This is a genomic window from Pseudomonas sp. MWU15-20650 (assembly GCF_023242475.1).
Taxonomy (GTDB): domain Bacteria; phylum Pseudomonadota; class Gammaproteobacteria; order Pseudomonadales; family Pseudomonadaceae; genus Aquipseudomonas.
Map to the genome: position 1 here is coordinate 151,433 of NZ_JALJFG010000001.1, position 15,328 is coordinate 166,760.

16 protein-coding genes are annotated in these 15,328 nt (G+C 56.0%); 15 read left to right on the forward strand and 1 reads right to left on the reverse strand.

Going from position 1 to position 15,328, the window contains the following annotated elements; genetic code table 11:
• Window positions 1-4: 4 nt before the first annotated feature.
• Window positions 5-1,522, reverse strand: a complete 1,518-nt coding sequence (gene dnaA / locus M5B43_RS00695) for a chromosomal replication initiator protein DnaA (RefSeq protein ID WP_248748346.1) — start codon at window positions 1,520-1,522, stop codon at window positions 5-7.
• A gap of 586 nt (window positions 1,523-2,108) precedes the next feature.
• On the opposite strand from dnaA, the gene rpmH reads away from it, so the two are divergent.
• The 15 genes from rpmH (at window position 2,109) to atpA (ending at window position 15,296) form a co-directional block, all read left to right on the forward strand.
• Window positions 2,109-2,243: a 50S ribosomal protein L34 gene (rpmH, locus tag M5B43_RS00700; protein WP_003213577.1), complete on the forward strand. Its 135-nt coding sequence runs from the start codon at window positions 2,109-2,111 to the stop codon at window positions 2,241-2,243.
• Between the two features lie 16 nt (window positions 2,244-2,259).
• The gene (gene rnpA, locus M5B43_RS00705) at window positions 2,260-2,664 is read left to right on the forward strand and encodes a ribonuclease P protein component (RefSeq protein WP_248748529.1); all 405 of its coding nucleotides are present in this window, start codon (window positions 2,260-2,262) and stop codon (window positions 2,662-2,664) included.
• Window positions 2,657-2,902, forward strand: coding sequence for a membrane protein insertion efficiency factor YidD (gene yidD / locus M5B43_RS00710; protein ID WP_003213574.1), 246 nt, complete (start codon window positions 2,657-2,659; stop codon window positions 2,900-2,902). The genes rnpA and yidD overlap by 8 nt, the downstream gene beginning before the upstream one ends.
• A gap of 2 nt (window positions 2,903-2,904) precedes the next feature.
• The gene (yidC, locus tag M5B43_RS00715; RefSeq protein WP_248748347.1) at window positions 2,905-4,587 is read left to right on the forward strand and encodes a membrane protein insertase YidC; all 1,683 of its coding nucleotides are present in this window, start codon (window positions 2,905-2,907) and stop codon (window positions 4,585-4,587) included.
• Between the two features lie 79 nt (window positions 4,588-4,666).
• Window positions 4,667-6,037: a tRNA uridine-5-carboxymethylaminomethyl(34) synthesis GTPase MnmE gene (gene mnmE, locus M5B43_RS00720; RefSeq protein WP_248748348.1), complete on the forward strand. Its 1,371-nt coding sequence runs from the start codon at window positions 4,667-4,669 to the stop codon at window positions 6,035-6,037.
• A 552-nt stretch (window positions 6,038-6,589) separates the two neighbouring features.
• Complete coding sequence (gene mnmG, locus M5B43_RS00725; RefSeq protein ID WP_105696012.1) at window positions 6,590-8,482, forward strand: tRNA uridine-5-carboxymethylaminomethyl(34) synthesis enzyme MnmG; 1,893 nt, start codon at window positions 6,590-6,592, stop codon at window positions 8,480-8,482.
• Window positions 8,479-9,123, forward strand: coding sequence for a 16S rRNA (guanine(527)-N(7))-methyltransferase RsmG (rsmG, locus tag M5B43_RS00730; protein ID WP_248748349.1), 645 nt, complete (start codon window positions 8,479-8,481; stop codon window positions 9,121-9,123). The genes mnmG and rsmG overlap by 4 nt, the downstream gene beginning before the upstream one ends.
• Before the next feature lie 18 nt (window positions 9,124-9,141).
• Window positions 9,142-9,939 carry a ParA family protein gene (locus M5B43_RS00735; RefSeq protein ID WP_016978715.1) on the forward strand — a complete coding sequence of 266 codons (798 nt, stop codon included), beginning with the start codon at window positions 9,142-9,144 and terminating at the stop codon, window positions 9,937-9,939.
• A 9-nt stretch (window positions 9,940-9,948) separates the two neighbouring features.
• Window positions 9,949-10,821 carry a ParB/RepB/Spo0J family partition protein gene (locus M5B43_RS00740; RefSeq protein ID WP_015886650.1) on the forward strand — a complete coding sequence of 291 codons (873 nt, stop codon included), beginning with the start codon at window positions 9,949-9,951 and terminating at the stop codon, window positions 10,819-10,821.
• A gap of 148 nt (window positions 10,822-10,969) precedes the next feature.
• Window positions 10,970-11,377, forward strand: coding sequence for a F0F1 ATP synthase subunit I (locus M5B43_RS00745; RefSeq protein WP_248748350.1), 408 nt, complete (start codon window positions 10,970-10,972; stop codon window positions 11,375-11,377).
• A gap of 16 nt (window positions 11,378-11,393) precedes the next feature.
• A complete protein-coding gene (gene atpB, locus M5B43_RS00750) occupies window positions 11,394-12,263 on the forward strand; it encodes a F0F1 ATP synthase subunit A (protein WP_248748351.1) in 870 nt (289 codons plus the stop codon).
• A gap of 133 nt (window positions 12,264-12,396) precedes the next feature.
• A complete protein-coding gene (gene atpE, locus M5B43_RS00755; protein WP_002555987.1) occupies window positions 12,397-12,654 on the forward strand; it encodes a F0F1 ATP synthase subunit C in 258 nt (85 codons plus the stop codon).
• A gap of 56 nt (window positions 12,655-12,710) precedes the next feature.
• Window positions 12,711-13,181: a F0F1 ATP synthase subunit B gene (locus M5B43_RS00760; protein ID WP_060756576.1), complete on the forward strand. Its 471-nt coding sequence runs from the start codon at window positions 12,711-12,713 to the stop codon at window positions 13,179-13,181.
• A 12-nt stretch (window positions 13,182-13,193) separates the two neighbouring features.
• Complete coding sequence (locus M5B43_RS00765) at window positions 13,194-13,730, forward strand: F0F1 ATP synthase subunit delta (RefSeq protein WP_053258794.1); 537 nt, start codon at window positions 13,194-13,196, stop codon at window positions 13,728-13,730.
• A gap of 21 nt (window positions 13,731-13,751) precedes the next feature.
• Window positions 13,752-15,296 (forward strand): F0F1 ATP synthase subunit alpha, encoded by a 1,545-nt coding sequence (gene atpA / locus M5B43_RS00770; RefSeq protein WP_017848933.1) that lies wholly within the window; start codon window positions 13,752-13,754, stop codon window positions 15,294-15,296.
• Window positions 15,297-15,328 lie beyond the last annotated feature (32 nt).

Sequence of the window (15,328 nt, forward strand, 5' to 3'; positions counted from 1 at the left end):
GTCATCACGTAGTCAGTGTACGCAGCAGGTTCTTGTAGTCCTCGCGAATATCCGCGTCGGATTCCTTAAGTTCGTTGATCTTGCGGCATGCGTGCAAGACCGTGGTGTGGTCGCGACCGCCAAACACATCACCGATTTCCGGCAGGCTGTGGTTGGTCAGCTCTTTGGAAAGCGCCATGGCCACCTGACGGGGACGTGCTACCGAACGCGAACGACGCTTGGACAGCAGGTCGGAAATCTTGATCTTGTAGTACTCGGCTACGGTGCGCTGGATGTTATCCACACTCACCAGTTTGTCCTGCAGTGCCAACAAGTCTTTCAGGGATTCACGAATCAACTCGATGGTGATGTCGCGACCCATGAAGTGCGAGTGCGCGATGACCCGCTTGAGCGCACCTTCCAGCTCTCGCACGTTGGAGCGAATGCGTTGGGCAATAAAGAACGCGGCGTCGTGAGGCAGATCGACTTTCGCCTGGTCGGCCTTTTTCATCAGGATCGCAACTCGGGTTTCCAGCTCCGGCGGCTCTACCGCAACGGTCAGGCCCCAACCGAAACGCGACTTCAAGCGCTCTTCCAGACCTTCGATTTCCTTCGGGTAACGGTCACTGGTCAAGATGACCTGCTGGCCGCCTTCGAGCAGGGCGTTGAAGGTATGGAAAAACTCTTCCTGAGAGCGTTCCTTGCGGGCGAAGAATTGAATGTCATCGATCAGCAAGGCATCAACGGAGCGGTAGAAACGCTTGAACTCATTGATTGCATTGAGCTGCAGGGCCTTGACCATGTCAGCCACGAAGCGCTCCGAATGCAGGTATACAACCTTGGCATTAGGGTTCTTCTTTAATAGGTGGTTACCCACAGCGTGCATCAAGTGCGTCTTACCCAAACCCACACCACCATAAAGGAAGAGTGGGTTGTAACCATGCTTGGGGTTATCGGCGACTTGCCAGGCGGCCGCACGCGCCAACTGGTTGGATTTACCTTCGACAAAGTTTTCAAAGGTAAAGGTGCGGTTCAGGTAACTGGTGTGCTTGAGCGCCCCTTCAACCTGCACGGTGCGCTGTTCAGCGCGTACCGGTGCTTGCTGGGAGCTGGCCCCCGCCATGGGGTCGAAGCTGTCGCGGGACGGCTCTTCATTCTCCGGGGCGTTTTTTTGCGCAGCGGATTTGGATGGCGCCGGCGCAGGAGCAGGCGACGCAGCAACCGGAGCCGCTGCAGCCTGGGCTTGCGAGGCCGCGGCAGCCAAAGGCGCATTCGGCGCAGCACGAGGTGCCGAGCTACGTTTGCTGCCTATTAATAAGGAAAGCACGGGCGCGAGGCCATTACCGTGTTCATCGAGCAATTCGAGAACGCGGCTGAGGTATTTCTCGTTGACCCAGTCAAGAACAAAACGATTAGGCGCGTAGACACGCAACTCGTCGCCTTCGGCTTCGACCTGTAGCGGACGGATCCAGGTGTTGAATTGCTGGGCAGGCAGCTCATCGCGCAAAAGCTCCACGCACTGCTGCCAAAGTTCCACTGACACGGATATCCCCTAAGTTGAAAGCCGGTGAGGCAAAAACAGCCGCCATTGTAGCGGCCAGCCGCCCACTTATCCACATGTAGGTTGCTCACAGGCCACCCAAAATCAATGCCTTAACCACAAAAAAGGCGACCAATGGTCTGTGCATAAGGTCTGTGGATAAGCGTACCTAAGCTCGTTGTACAAGTGGGCTCGAAAGTCTGTGGGTAACTGGCCTGTGGATAACATGCCATTCCACACACAGCTTATCCGACAGCGCAGCACAGGCAGAGCACTGCTTCTCCCCCGCTTTGTCATTCTCTGTACATCACGTAGAACAAGGGCTAAAGGTAGTTATCCACAGATGATCGCGTGCCTAGCTTTTATAAGCTTTACAGAAAAGCTTTAAATAACTTCCTTCTTTATTTTTATATCTATCGCATCGTCCTTGGAAGGCGGTCGACACGAAAAGGGCTCGTTACCCATAAAAGATCTAATTAAAGGAAAAGCTGGTTGGAAATTGACCTAGAGGCTTGCTTTCTCTAGAATCGCCGGTCTCTTAAAACGGGGGCCATTCCGGCCCGTTGTGGACGAACCAGGTAACAACGCCATGAAACGTACTTTCCAACCAAGCACCATCAAACGCGCCCGTACCCACGGCTTCCGTGCTCGCATGGCTACCAAGAACGGCCGTGCTGTCCTGTCGCGTCGCCGCGCCAAAGGTCGTGCGCGTCTGGCAGTTTGATAATCCGGTACTGGTGGTGAGTCAGGACTTCAGTCGGGAAAAGCGTCTGCTAACCCCCCGACACTTCAAGGCAGTCTTTGACTCCCCCACCGGCAAGGTTCCGGGGAAAAATCTCCTGCTCCTTGCGCGTAACAACGATCTTGATCACCCACGTCTAGGGTTGGTGATTGGCAAGAAGAGCGTAAAGCTCTCCGTTGAGCGCAATCGCCTCAAGCGTCTGATGCGCGAATCGTTTCGCCTCCACCAGGACACTCTGGTTGGTTGGGATATTGTTATCGTCGCGCGCAAAGGCTTGGGGGATGTAGAAAACCCCGAATTGATTCAGCATTTCGGCAAGCTCTGGAAACGTTTGGCGCGTACCAACAAGCCAACACCAGCAGTCAGCACCGAAACTGTAGGGGTAGACAGCACCGATGCGTAAACTGGCCCTCGTTCCGATCCAGTTTTACCGTTATGCCATTAGTCCTCTGATGGCCAACCACTGTCGTTTCTACCCCAGTTGTTCCTGCTACGCGTTAGAGGCCATAGAAAATCATGGTCTTCTGCGCGGTGGCTGGCTGACCTTTCGTCGTTTAGGTCGCTGTCATCCGTGGAATCCCGGTGGTTATGACCCGGTTCCACCTATCCCTACCTCCCGTTCTTCTTCGATGGCCGAGTAATCATGGATATTAAACGCACGATCCTGATCGTCGCCCTGGCAATCGTGTCCTATGTCATGGTTCTTAAGTGGAACCAGGACTATGGCCAGGCTGCCCTGCCGACTCAGAATGTTGCTACCAATCAGGCTGCGCCGGCTATTCCGGACACCCCGCTGGGTAACAATGCTTCCGCCAGTGCCGATGTACCCAGCGCGAATGCCGATACCAGCACTCCTGTAGAAACGCCAGTGGTCACCAATAAAGACCTCATCCATGTAAAAACGGATGTGCTCGACCTGGCTATCGACCCACAAGGTGGTGATATCGCGCAGCTGAAGCTGCCACTGTATCCGCGTCGCCAAGACCATCCAGATGTTCCGTTCCAACTGTTCGATAACGGCGGTGAACGTGTTTATCTGGCGCAAAGTGGCCTGACCGGCACTGACGGTCCGGATGCTCGTGCTACCGGTCGTCCGGTTTATTCGACCGAACAAAAGACTTATCAACTGGCTGATGGCCAGAACCAGCTGAACGTCGACCTGAAATTCAGTCACGACGGCGTCAACTACATCAAGCGCTTCAGCTTTACCCGCGGTTTGTACGATCTGAAAGTCACTTATCTGATCGACAACGAAAGCGCCAAGCCGTGGACAGGCAACCTGTTTGCCCAGCTCAAACGTGATAACAGCGCCGATCCTTCTTCCAGTACCGCCACCGGCACCGCGACTTACCTGGGCGCAGCCCTGTGGACAAGTAGCGAGCCGTACAAAAAAGTGTCGATGAAAGATATCGACAAGGGCGCATTGAAAGAAACAGTCCAAGGCGGCTGGGTTGCCTGGTTGCAACACTACTTCGTGACCGCATGGATCCCGAACAAGGGTGAAGCCAACCTGGTTCAGACCCGTAAAGACAGCCAAGGTAACTACATCATTGGTTTTACTGGCCCAGCGTTGACCGTTGCTCCAGGTGCCAAGGCTGAAACCAGCGCCACTCTGTATGCTGGCCCGAAAAGCCAGGCCGTACTGAAAGAGTTGTCCCCAGGTCTGGAACTGACTGTGGACTACGGCATCCTGTGGTTCATTGCCCAGCCAATTTTCTGGCTGCTGCAACATATCCACAGCATCGTCGGTAACTGGGGCTTCTCGATCATCTTCCTGACCATGCTGATCAAGGGGATCTTCTTCCCTCTGTCGGCAGCCAGCTACAAGTCGATGGCGCGCATGCGTGCCGTGGCTCCGAAACTGGCCGCGTTGAAGGAACAACATGGCGACGACCGGCAGAAAATGTCGCAGGCCATGATGGAGCTGTACAAGAAAGAGAAGATCAACCCGCTGGGTGGATGCTTGCCGATTCTGGTGCAGATGCCGGTGTTCCTGTCGTTGTACTGGGTACTTCTGGAAAGCGTGGAAATGCGCCAGGCGCCATTCATGCTGTGGATAACTGACCTGTCGATCAAAGACCCGTTCTTTATCCTGCCGATCATCATGGGCGCGACCATGTTTATCCAGCAGCGTCTGAACCCAACACCGCCGGATCCGATGCAGGCCAAGGTAATGAAAATGATGCCAATCATCTTCACCTTCTTCTTCCTGTGGTTCCCAGCGGGTCTGGTGCTGTACTGGGTGGTCAACAACGTGTTGTCGATCTCTCAACAGTGGTACATCACACGTAAAATCGAAGCGGCTACCAAAAAAGCTGCGGCGTAATTTACTCTGTGAATAACCACTCAAGACGCCCCCTAGTGGGGCGTTTTGCTTTCCGTCACTTTTGTCCTGGAACCTGCTGATGAGTGCTCCTCGTGAAACCATCGCTGCTGTCGCTACCGCTCAAGGTCGCGGCGGCGTCGGTATCGTTCGAATTTCCGGGCCGCTCGCCGGCATTGCGGCCAAAGCCATCAGCGGCCGGGAGTTGAAACCGCGTTTCGCCCATTACGGTCCCTTTCTGGACAGTGATGAAAGCGTGTTGGACGAGGGGCTGGCCCTCTATTTTCCGGGACCTAATTCCTTCACCGGTGAAGACGTTCTGGAGCTGCAGGGGCACGGCGGTCCTGTTGTATTGGACATGCTGCTGCAGCGCTGTTTGCAACTGGGTTGCCGCTTGGCACGACCAGGAGAATTCAGCGAGCGTGCGTTTCTCAACGACAAACTCGATCTGGCACAGGCAGAAGCCATCGCCGACCTGATTGAGGCCAGTTCTGCACAGGCCGCACGTAATGCACTGCGCTCGTTGCAGGGCGCATTTTCCCTGCGTGTGCATAACTTGACCGAACAGCTGATCAGCTTGCGCATTTACGTTGAAGCGGCAATTGATTTTCCGGAAGAAGAAATCGACTTCCTGGCAGATGGCCACGTCTTGGCAATGCTGGATAAAGTCCGCGAGGAATTATCCACAGTGCTGCGTGAAGCAGGGCAAGGTGCCTTGCTGCGCGATGGTATGACGGTGGTGATCGCCGGGCGGCCTAATGCCGGTAAATCCAGTCTGCTGAATGCCCTGGCGGGTCGCGAAGCGGCCATCGTCACCGAGATTGCCGGCACCACCCGGGATATTTTGCGTGAACATATCCACATCGACGGCATGCCACTGCACGTTGTCGACACCGCAGGTTTGCGCGACACCGACGACCAGGTAGAAAAAATTGGTGTGGAGCGAGCACTCAAGGCGATTGGCGAGGCGGATCGGGTGTTGCTGGTCGTCGATGCCACAGCCCCCGAAGCCGTGGACCCCTTTGCCTTGTGGCCGGAATTTCTTGAGCAGCGGCCCGACCCGGCCAAAGTCACCTTGATCCGTAACAAGGCCGACCTGACAGGTGAAGCCATCGCCGTGGAAACCAGTGAAGACGGCCATGTCACCATCAGCCTGAGCGCTAAATCGGCTGGCGACGGGTTGGAGCTGTTACGAGATCATCTCAAAGCTTGTATGGGTTATGAGCAAACCTCGGAAAGCAGCTTCAGTGCACGTCGCAGGCACCTGGAGGCGCTGCGCCACGCCAGCGCGGCATTGGAGCACGGCAGGGCTCAATTGACCTTGGCGGGGGCCGGGGAGCTGCTGGCTGAGGATTTACGCCAGGCTCAGCAACTGCTAGGGGAAATTACCGGCGCATTCAGCTCCGATGACCTGCTGGGAAGGATCTTCTCCAGCTTCTGCATCGGTAAGTAGACCCTTCGTTGTCCACAGACAGGCCATTCGCGCCTGTCTGTTTCGCCCGCTTCAGGGCATTCCATTCCTTTTTTTGATTCCTCACCCAGCTTGGGCGGCTTTTATGTGGGCGCCATTTGGCGGTGTGAGCACTTTTTTGTGGATTAAGCCCTGTGAATAACCGCAGCTGTGCCCAGTTGATAACAGGGCTTGAAACCTGAGTAAAAACCCCTCTGTGGATAACCACCTGTTTAATCCACAGGCTTAAAGCACTTATCCAAGGGCCTCATTGGCACATGACCACAGACTTTTGAATCTCTGTACATCAAGTGAATAAAGGCTTATAGCAATCTATCCACAGAAATGTGGTTCAGTAGAAATAAACATAAAAACAAAGATCTTATAAATTTCTCTCTTTTAATTTCTATTGTCTGTGATTCATCCACAGCTGGTTAAATTTTGTGCAAAGGGTTCTTTAGGAAGGGCGAAGTCCCTATACTTGCCGGCAAAGCTCTAAAACCAGCTCAACCAATCAATTCCTAATTACCTACATAAGCAGGCACGAGGTGCGTGGTGGATTTCCCTTCCCGTTTTGAAGTGATCGTCATCGGCGGCGGTCATGCCGGTACCGAGGCAGCACTGGCGTCAGCACGCATGGGCGTAAAAACCCTGTTGTTGACGCATAACGTGGAAACCCTCGGTGCCATGAGTTGCAACCCCGCTATTGGTGGGATTGGCAAAAGCCATCTGGTCAAGGAAATCGATGCCCTAGGCGGCGTGATGGCCATGGCCACCGACAAAGGTGGTATTCAATTTCGCGTGCTCAACAGCCGCAAAGGCCCGGCCGTGCGTGCAACCCGGGCTCAAGCCGACCGCATCCTGTACAAGGCGGCGGTACGTGAAACCCTGGAAAACCAGCCGAACCTGTGGATATTTCAGCAAGCCGCTGATGACCTGATCGTCGAGCAGGACCAAGTCCGTGGTGTCGTCACTCAAATGGGTCTGCGTTTCTTCGCAGAATCCGTGGTGCTGACTACCGGTACCTTTCTCGGTGGACTTATCCACATCGGCATGCAGAACTACTCCGGTGGTCGTGCCGGTGATCCGCCCTCGATTGCCCTGGCAAAACGCCTGCGTGAACTGCCGCTGCGAGTCGGGCGTCTGAAAACCGGGACCCCGCCACGTATTGACGGCCGTTCTGTGGATTTTTCGGTCATGACCGAGCAAGCCGGTGATACGCCGATTCCTGTCATGTCGTTCATGGGCTCCAAGGAGCAGCACCCTAAGCAGGTCAGCTGCTGGATTACCCACACCAACGCCCGTACCCACGAAATCATTGCCGCGAACCTTGATCGTTCGCCGATGTATTCCGGTGTCATCGAAGGTATTGGTCCGCGTTATTGCCCATCGATCGAAGACAAGATCCACCGCTTCGCCGACAAGGAAAGCCATCAGGTTTTCATCGAACCCGAAGGCTTGACCACCCACGAGCTGTACCCGAACGGGATTTCCACTTCCTTGCCGTTCGACGTGCAGATCCAGATCGTGCAATCGATCCGAGGCATGGAAAATGCCCATATCGTGCGGCCGGGCTACGCCATCGAGTACGACTACTTCGACCCACGTGACCTGAAGTACAGCCTGGAAACCAAAGTGATTGGCGGTCTGTTTTTCGCTGGGCAAATCAACGGCACCACCGGTTACGAAGAGGCAGGCGCCCAAGGTTTGCTGGCCGGGACCAACGCGGCATTGCGTGCACAGGGCAAAGACAGTTGGTGCCCGCGTCGCGATGAAGCGTACATCGGGGTATTGGTTGATGACCTGATTACCCTGGGCACCCAGGAACCGTACCGGATGTTTACATCCCGAGCGGAATATCGCCTGATCCTGCGCGAAGACAACGCCGACCTGCGCCTGACCGAAAAAGGCCGTGAACTGGGCCTGGTCGACGATGTGCGCTGGGCTGCCTTCTGCAAAAAACGCGAAAGCATTGCGCTCGAAGAGCAACGTCTGAAAAGTACCTGGGTTCGCCCTGGCACCGAGCAAGGTGACGCGATTGCCGAAAAATTCGGCACGCCGCTGACACATGAATACAACTTGCTGAACCTGCTGTCCCGTCCGGAGATCGACTACGCTGGTCTGGTCGAAGTGACGGGTCAAGGCGCAGAAGATCCACAGGTCGCTGAACAGGTCGAGATCAAGACCAAGTACGCCGGTTACATTGACCGCCAACAGGATGAGATCGCTCGCCTGCGCGCCAGTGAAGACACCAAGCTGCCTGTGGATATCGACTACACCGGGATTTCCGGCTTGTCGAAAGAAATCCAAAGCAAGCTGGGGATAACTCGGCCGGAAACCCTGGGCCAGGCTTCACGAATCCCAGGAGTCACCCCAGCAGCCATTTCGCTGTTGATGATTCATTTGAAAAAACGCGGCGCGGGCCGTCAGTTGGAGCAAAGCGCTTGAGTTCGTTGGTCACCTCGCAACACGCCGAAGAGTTATCCACAGGTGCACGCCAATTGGGTGTAGACCTGACTGACGTCCAGCACGAGTTGCTGTTGGGCTACCTGGCCCTGTTGATCAAATGGAACAAGGCTTACAACCTGACCGCAGTGCGTAATCCGGACGAAATGGTCTCCCGCCATTTGCTCGACAGTTTGAGCGTGATGCCGTTTATCGAAAACGGCCGCTGGCTCGACGTTGGCAGTGGCGGTGGCATGCCTGGCATCCCGTTGGCGATCCTGTTTCCTGAATCACAAGTGACGTGCCTGGACAGTAACGGTAAGAAAACCCGCTTCCTGACCCAGGTCAAACTCGAGCTCAAACTGGATAACCTGCAAGTTATCCACAGCCGGGTCGAAGAATTCACACCTGAACAGCCTTTCAACGGAATTGTGTCCCGGGCATTCAGCAGCATGGATAACTTCAGCAACTGGACCCGCCACCTGGGCGACCGCTACACCCGCTGGCTGGCAATGAAGGGCGTCCATCCAAGCGACGAGCTGTTAGCATTGCCGGCAGACTTCCACCTCGATAGCGAACACGCCTTGGCCGTACCCGGTTGCCAAGGCCAACGCCATCTGCTGATACTGCGCCGCACGGCATGATTGGGAACACAAGCAAGAATGGCTAAGGTATTCGCGATAGCGAACCAGAAAGGTGGCGTGGGTAAAACCACCACCTGCATCAACCTCGCAGCATCCCTGGTCGCCACCAAGCGTCGGGTGCTGTTGATCGATCTCGATCCACAGGGCAACGCCACCATGGGTAGCGGTGTGGATAAACACGGCCTGGAAAACTCGGTCTACGACTTGCTGATTGGTGAGTGCGACCTGGCCCAGGCCATGCACTATTCCGAACACGGCGGTTATCAACTGCTGCCGGCCAACCGCGATTTGACGGCGGCGGAAGTGGTGCTGCTGGAAATGCAGATGAAAGAAAGCCGTCTGCGCAGCGCCCTGGCGCCGATTCGCGAGAACTACGACTACATTTTGATCGACTGCCCACCGTCGCTGTCGATGCTCACGCTCAACGCCTTGGTTGCCGCCGATGGGGTGATTATCCCCATGCAGTGCGAGTACTACGCGCTGGAAGGTTTGAGCGACCTTGTGGATAACATCAAGCGCATTGCCGAGTTGCTTAACCCGAACCTGCAGATCGAAGGCTTGTTGCGCACGATGTTCGATCCGCGCCTGAGCCTGATGAACGATGTGTCGGCGCAGCTCAAGGAACACTTCGGTGACCAGCTCTACGACACCGTGATTCCACGCAACATCCGTTTGGCCGAAGCGCCAAGCTATGGCATGCCGGCGCTGGCATACGACAAGTCATCGCGTGGTGCCATTGCCTACCTGGCGCTGGCCGGCGAGATGGTTCGCCGTCAACGCCGCAACTCTCGCACCGCTGCAGCCCAGCCAACTTAAGGAATCCCCATGGCCGTCAAGAAACGAGGTCTCGGACGTGGACTGGATGCACTCCTGAGTGGTCCGACCGTCACATCGCTTGAAGAACAAGCGGTGCAGGCTGACGAGCGCGAGTTGCAACACCTGCCGCTGGACCTGATCCAGCGTGGCAAATACCAGCCACGCCGGGACATGGACCCTCAAGCGTTGGAAGAACTGGCCAACTCGATCAAGGCCCAGGGCGTGATGCAACCGATCGTAGTGCGCCCGATCGGTGGGGGGCGCTTTGAGATCATCGCCGGTGAACGTCGCTGGCGCGCCAGCCAGCAGGCGGGCAAGGACACCATCCCGGCAATGGTGCGCGATGTGCCGGATGAAACCGCTATTGCCATGGCGTTGATCGAGAACATCCAGCGTGAAGACCTCAATCCGATCGAAGAAGCGATCGCTTTGCAGCGTCTGCAGCAGGAGTTCCAGCTGACCCAGCAACAAGTGGCCGAAGCGGTAGGTAAGTCCCGCGTCACGGTGTCCAACCTGCTTCGGCTGATCGCGTTGCCGGAAGTCATCAAGACCATGCTGTCCCACGGCGACCTGGAAATGGGCCACGCCCGTGCTTTGCTCGGTTTGCCGGAAAATCAACAGGTTGAAGGGGCGCGACACGTTGTCGCACGAGGGCTCACCGTTCGTCAGACTGAGGCTTTGGTCCGCCAGTGGCTGAGTGGGAAACCTGCACCGGTCGAAACCGCCAAACCTGATCCGGATATCGCGCGACTCGAGCAGCGCCTGGCCGAGCGCCTGGGCTCTGCGGTGCAAATTCGCCACGGGAAGAAAGGCAAAGGCCAATTGGTCATCGGATATAACTCCCTCGATGAGCTTCAGGGTGTCCTTGCCCACATCCGCTGAAACATCTGCTTATGTAGCGAGCGATCGGAAAACACTACCCGACAGTTGAATAGGGGCTGAACCGCCCCTATACTCTGCGCGCATTTTGTCGGCACAAAGTATGCCAAGTTATTGATTTCCGGCAGCCGACCATTGAGGAGCAAGAGTGATGGAAACCCGCACGCCAAACACGTTGCCGTTCCATCGCTTGGCCGTTTTCCCGGTTTTATTGGCTCAATTTGTCGTTTTGCTGATCGCCGCATTGGCGCTTTGGTATGGGCATGGAGTCGTAGCCGGATATTCAGGACTCTGCGGAGGCCTGATAGCCTTGCTGCCCAATATGTATTTTGCTCACAGGGCCTTTCGGTTTTCCGGCGCCCGAGCAGCCCAGTCTATCGTCCGGTCTTTTTATGCCGGCGAGGCGGGGAAACTGATTTTGACGGCAGTGCTGTTTGCACTGACCTTTGCAGGTGTGAAGCCATTGGCGCCGCTGGCTGTATTCGGTGTCTTCGTGTTGACCCAACTGGTCAGCTGGTTCGCTCCCCTGCTAATGAAAACAAGACTTTCGAAACCTTAGGGCGTTTGAGGCAACCATGGCAGAAACAACCGCTTCGGGCTATATCCAGCACCACTTGCAGAACCTGACCTTCGGTCAGCTTCCCAACGGCGGCTGGGGCTTCGCCCACACCGCAGCAGAAGCCAAAGAAATGGGCTTCTGGGCTTTCCACCTGGATACTCTGGGCTGGTCGGTCGCACTGGGTCTGATCTTCGTGCTGATTTTCCGCATGGCGGCAAAAAAGGCGACTTCCGGTCAGCCAGGTGCCCTGCAGAACTTCGTTGAAGTATTGGTCGAGTTCGTCGATGGCAGCGTGAAAGACAGCTTCCATGGCCGTAGCCCGGTGATTGCACCGTTGGCGCTGACCATTTTCGTCTGGGTATTCCTGATGAACGCCGTCGACCTGGTACCGGTCGACTGGATTCCTCAGTTGGCCATGGCGATTTCCGGCGACCATCACATTCCATTCCGTGCTGTTTCGACCACAGACCCTAACGCCACCCTGGGCATGGCCCTGTCGGTGTTTGCGTTGATCATTTTCTACAGCATCAAGGTCAAGGGTATCGGCGGCTTCATCGGCGAACTGACCCTGCACCCATTCGGCAGCAAGAACATCTTCGTTCAAGCCCTGCTGATTCCGGTGAACTTCCTGCTGGAGTTCGTGACCCTGATCGCCAAGCCGATTTCCCTGGCCTTGCGACTGTTCGGCAACATGTATGCCGGCGAGCTGGTGTTCATTCTGATCGCTGTGATGTTCGGCAGTGGTCTGCTCTGGCTTAGCGGCCTGGGCGTAGTTCTGCAGTGGGCGTGGGCTGTGTTCCACATCCTGATCATCACCCTGCAGGCGTTTATCTTCATGATGCTGACCATCGTCTACCTGTCGATGGCGCACGAAGAGAACCATTAAGACCAGTCTCGACTAGTCTGATGTCCTTCCCGGTCACACGGGAAGGTGGCCCACCAGGGCTATGAAACGATTTGTTTTACCGCTTTAAAATCTAAAAAACCTAAACCATACGACGTAAAAGTCGGGAGGAAAGATGGAAACTGTAGTTGGTCTAACCGCTATCGCTGTTGCACTGTTGATCGGCCTGGGCGCCCTGGGTACTGCCATTGGTTTCGGCCTGCTGGGCGGCAAATTCCTGGAAGGCGCAGCGCGTCAGCCAGAAATGGTCCCAATGCTGCAAGTTAAAATGTTCATCGTCGCCGGCCTGCTCGACGCCGTGACCATGATCGGCGTTGGTATCGCTCTGTTCTTCACCTTCGCGAACCCCTTCGTTGGTCAACTCGCTGGCTAATCACTCGAATTTTCGAGTGATTAGGGTGATGGACAACGAATGAGCGAGGTGTTGGCGTGAACATTAATGCAACCCTGATTGGCCAATCCGTTGCGTTCTTCATTTTTGTAGTGTTTTGCATGAAGTTCGTGTGGCCTCCGGTCATCGCGGCTTTGCACGAACGTCAGAAGAAGATCGCGGATGGTTTGGACGCTGCCACCCGTGCAGCTCGCGACCTGGAGTTGGCCCAAGAGAAAGCGGGTCATCAACTGCGCGAAGCTAAAGCACAGGCAGCTGAAATCATTGAGCAAGCCAAGAAACGCGGTAACCAGATCGTCGAAGAGGCTGTTGAAAAAGCCCGCGTCGAAGCTGACCGTGTGAAGGCTTCGGCTCATGCCGAGATCGAACAGGAACTGAACGGCGTCAAAGACGCGCTGCGTGCCCAACTGGGTGCTCTGGCGGTCGGCGGTGCTGAGAAGATCCTCGGTGCCACAATCGATCAAAACGCGCACGCGGAGCTGGTTAACAAACTGGCTGCTGAAATTTAAGCGAGGGCGATCATGGCAGAACTGACCACGTTGGCCCGACCTTACGCTAAGGCAGCCTTCGAGCACGCCCAGGCCCACCAGCAGCTGGCCTCTTGGTCAGCCATGCTCGGCCTGGCTGCAGCAGTGTCGCAAGACGACACCATGCAGCGCGTGCTCAAGGCCCCGCGCCTGACGAGCGCAGACAAGGCCGCCACTTTTATTGAAGTGTGCGGCGACAAGTTTGATGTGAAAGTGCAGAACTTCATCCATGTCGTTGCCGAAAACGACCGTCTCCCGCTACTGCCGGAGATCGCCGCTCTGTTCGACCTGTACAAGGCCGAAGCAGAGAAATCGGTAGACGTTGAAGTGACCAGTGCTTTCGCATTGAACCAAGAACAGCAAGACAAACTCGCCAAGGTTCTCAGTGCACGACTCAATCGGGAAGTGCGCCTGCAAGCTACGGAGGACGCATCCCTGATTGGTGGTGTCGTTATCCGCGCCGGCGACCTGGTTATCGATGGCTCGATTCGCGGCAAAATCGCGAAACTTGCCGAAGCATTGAAATCTTGAGTTTGAAGGGGCAGCAGAGCAATGCAGCAACTCAATCCTTCCGAAATAAGTGAAATTATCAAGGGCCGCATCGACAAGCTCGATGTGACCTCCCAAGCCCGTAACGAAGGCACTGTCGTCAGCGTATCTGACGGCATCGTGCGGATTCACGGTCTGGCCGACGTCATGTACGGCGAGATGATCGAGTTTCCGGGCGGCGTCTACGGTATGGCCCTCAACCTGGAGCAAGACTCCGTAGGTGCCGTTGTATTGGGCGCGTACACCAGTCTGGCTGAAGGCATGAGCGCCAAGTGCACAGGCCGCATCCTGGAAGTTCCGGTGGGTAAGGAACTGCTGGGTCGCGTAGTCGACGCACTGGGTAACCCAGTTGATGGCAAAGGTCCGCTGAACAACACCGAGACCGACGCGGTCGAGAAAGTTGCTCCAGGCGTGATCTGGCGTAAGTCGGTAGACCAGCCTGTACAGACTGGCTACAAGGCTGTCGATGCCATGATCCCGGTCGGCCGTGGCCAGCGTGAGCTGATCATCGGTGACCGTCAGATCGGTAAAACCGCTCTGGCGATCGACGCGATCATCAACCAGAAGAACAGCGGCATTTTCTGCGTCTACGTAGCTATTGGTCAGAAGCAATCGACCATCGCCAACGTGGTTCGCAAGCTGGAAGAAAACGGCGCCCTGGCCAACACGATCATCGTGGCTGCCAGTGCTTCGGAATCTCCTGCGCTGCAGTTCCTGGCACCGTACTCCGGTTGCACCATGGGTGAATTCTTCCGCGACCGCGGTGAAGACGCGCTGATCGTTTATGACGATCTGTCCAAGCAAGCAGTGGCTTACCGCCAGATTTCCCTGCTGCTGCGCCGTCCACCAGGCCGTGAAGCTTACCCAGGCGACGTGTTCTATCTCCACTCCCGTCTGCTGGAGCGCGCATCCCGCGTTTCGGAAGAGTATGTAGAGAAGTTCACCAACGGCGCAGTGACCGGCAAAACCGGTTCCCTGACCGCACTGCCGATCATCGAAACCCAGGCTGGCGACGTTTCCGCGTTCGTTCCGACCAACGTGATTTCCATCACCGACGGTCAGATCTTCCTGGAATCGGCCATGTTCAACTCAGGCATTCGTCCTGCAGTGAACGCCGGTGTTTCGGTATCCCGTGTGGGTGGTGCCGCTCAGACCAAGATCATCAAGAAGCTCTCCGGTGGTATCCGTACCGCTCTGGCTCAGTACCGTGAACTGGCGGCATTCGCCCAGTTCGCTTCTGACCTGGACGAAGCGACCCGTAAGCAACTTGAGCATGGTCAGCGCGTTACCGAGCTGATGAAGCAGAAGCAATACGCCCCAATGTCGATCGCTGACATGGCGTTGTCGCTGTATGCCGCTGAGCGTGGGTTCCTGACCGACGTTGAAATCGCCAAGGTCGGCAGCTTTGAACAAGCGCTGATTGCTTACTTCAACCGCGATCACGCCGAATTGATGGCGAAGATCAACGTGAAGGGTGACTTCAATGACGATATCGATGCTGGCATGAAAGCCGGTATCGAGAAGTTCAAGGCCACCCAAACCTGGTAAGCCGCAGCGGGAGCCGCAAGGCTCCCGCTTGC

Bases quoted from the DNA above. Each gene is read 5' to 3' on its own strand.
- rpmH (WP_003213577.1), top strand. From the start codon at position 2,109: ATGAAACGTACTTTCCAACCAAGCACCATCAAACGCGCCCGTACCCAC.
- yidD (WP_003213574.1), top strand. From the start codon at position 2,657: ATGCGTAAACTGGCCCTCGTTCCGATCCAGTTTTACCGTTATGCCATT.
- yidC (WP_248748347.1), top strand. From the start codon at position 2,905: ATGGATATTAAACGCACGATCCTGATCGTCGCCCTGGCAATCGTGTCC.
- mnmE (WP_248748348.1), top strand. From the start codon at position 4,667: ATGAGTGCTCCTCGTGAAACCATCGCTGCTGTCGCTACCGCTCAAGGT.
- M5B43_RS00735 (WP_016978715.1), top strand. From the start codon at position 9,142: ATGGCTAAGGTATTCGCGATAGCGAACCAGAAAGGTGGCGTGGGTAAA.
- M5B43_RS00740 (WP_015886650.1), top strand. From the start codon at position 9,949: ATGGCCGTCAAGAAACGAGGTCTCGGACGTGGACTGGATGCACTCCTG.
- M5B43_RS00745 (WP_248748350.1), top strand. From the start codon at position 10,970: ATGGAAACCCGCACGCCAAACACGTTGCCGTTCCATCGCTTGGCCGTT.
- atpB (WP_248748351.1), top strand. From the start codon at position 11,394: ATGGCAGAAACAACCGCTTCGGGCTATATCCAGCACCACTTGCAGAAC.
- atpE (WP_002555987.1), top strand. From the start codon at position 12,397: ATGGAAACTGTAGTTGGTCTAACCGCTATCGCTGTTGCACTGTTGATC.
- M5B43_RS00765 (WP_053258794.1), top strand. From the start codon at position 13,194: ATGGCAGAACTGACCACGTTGGCCCGACCTTACGCTAAGGCAGCCTTC.
- atpA (WP_017848933.1), top strand. From the start codon at position 13,752: ATGCAGCAACTCAATCCTTCCGAAATAAGTGAAATTATCAAGGGCCGC.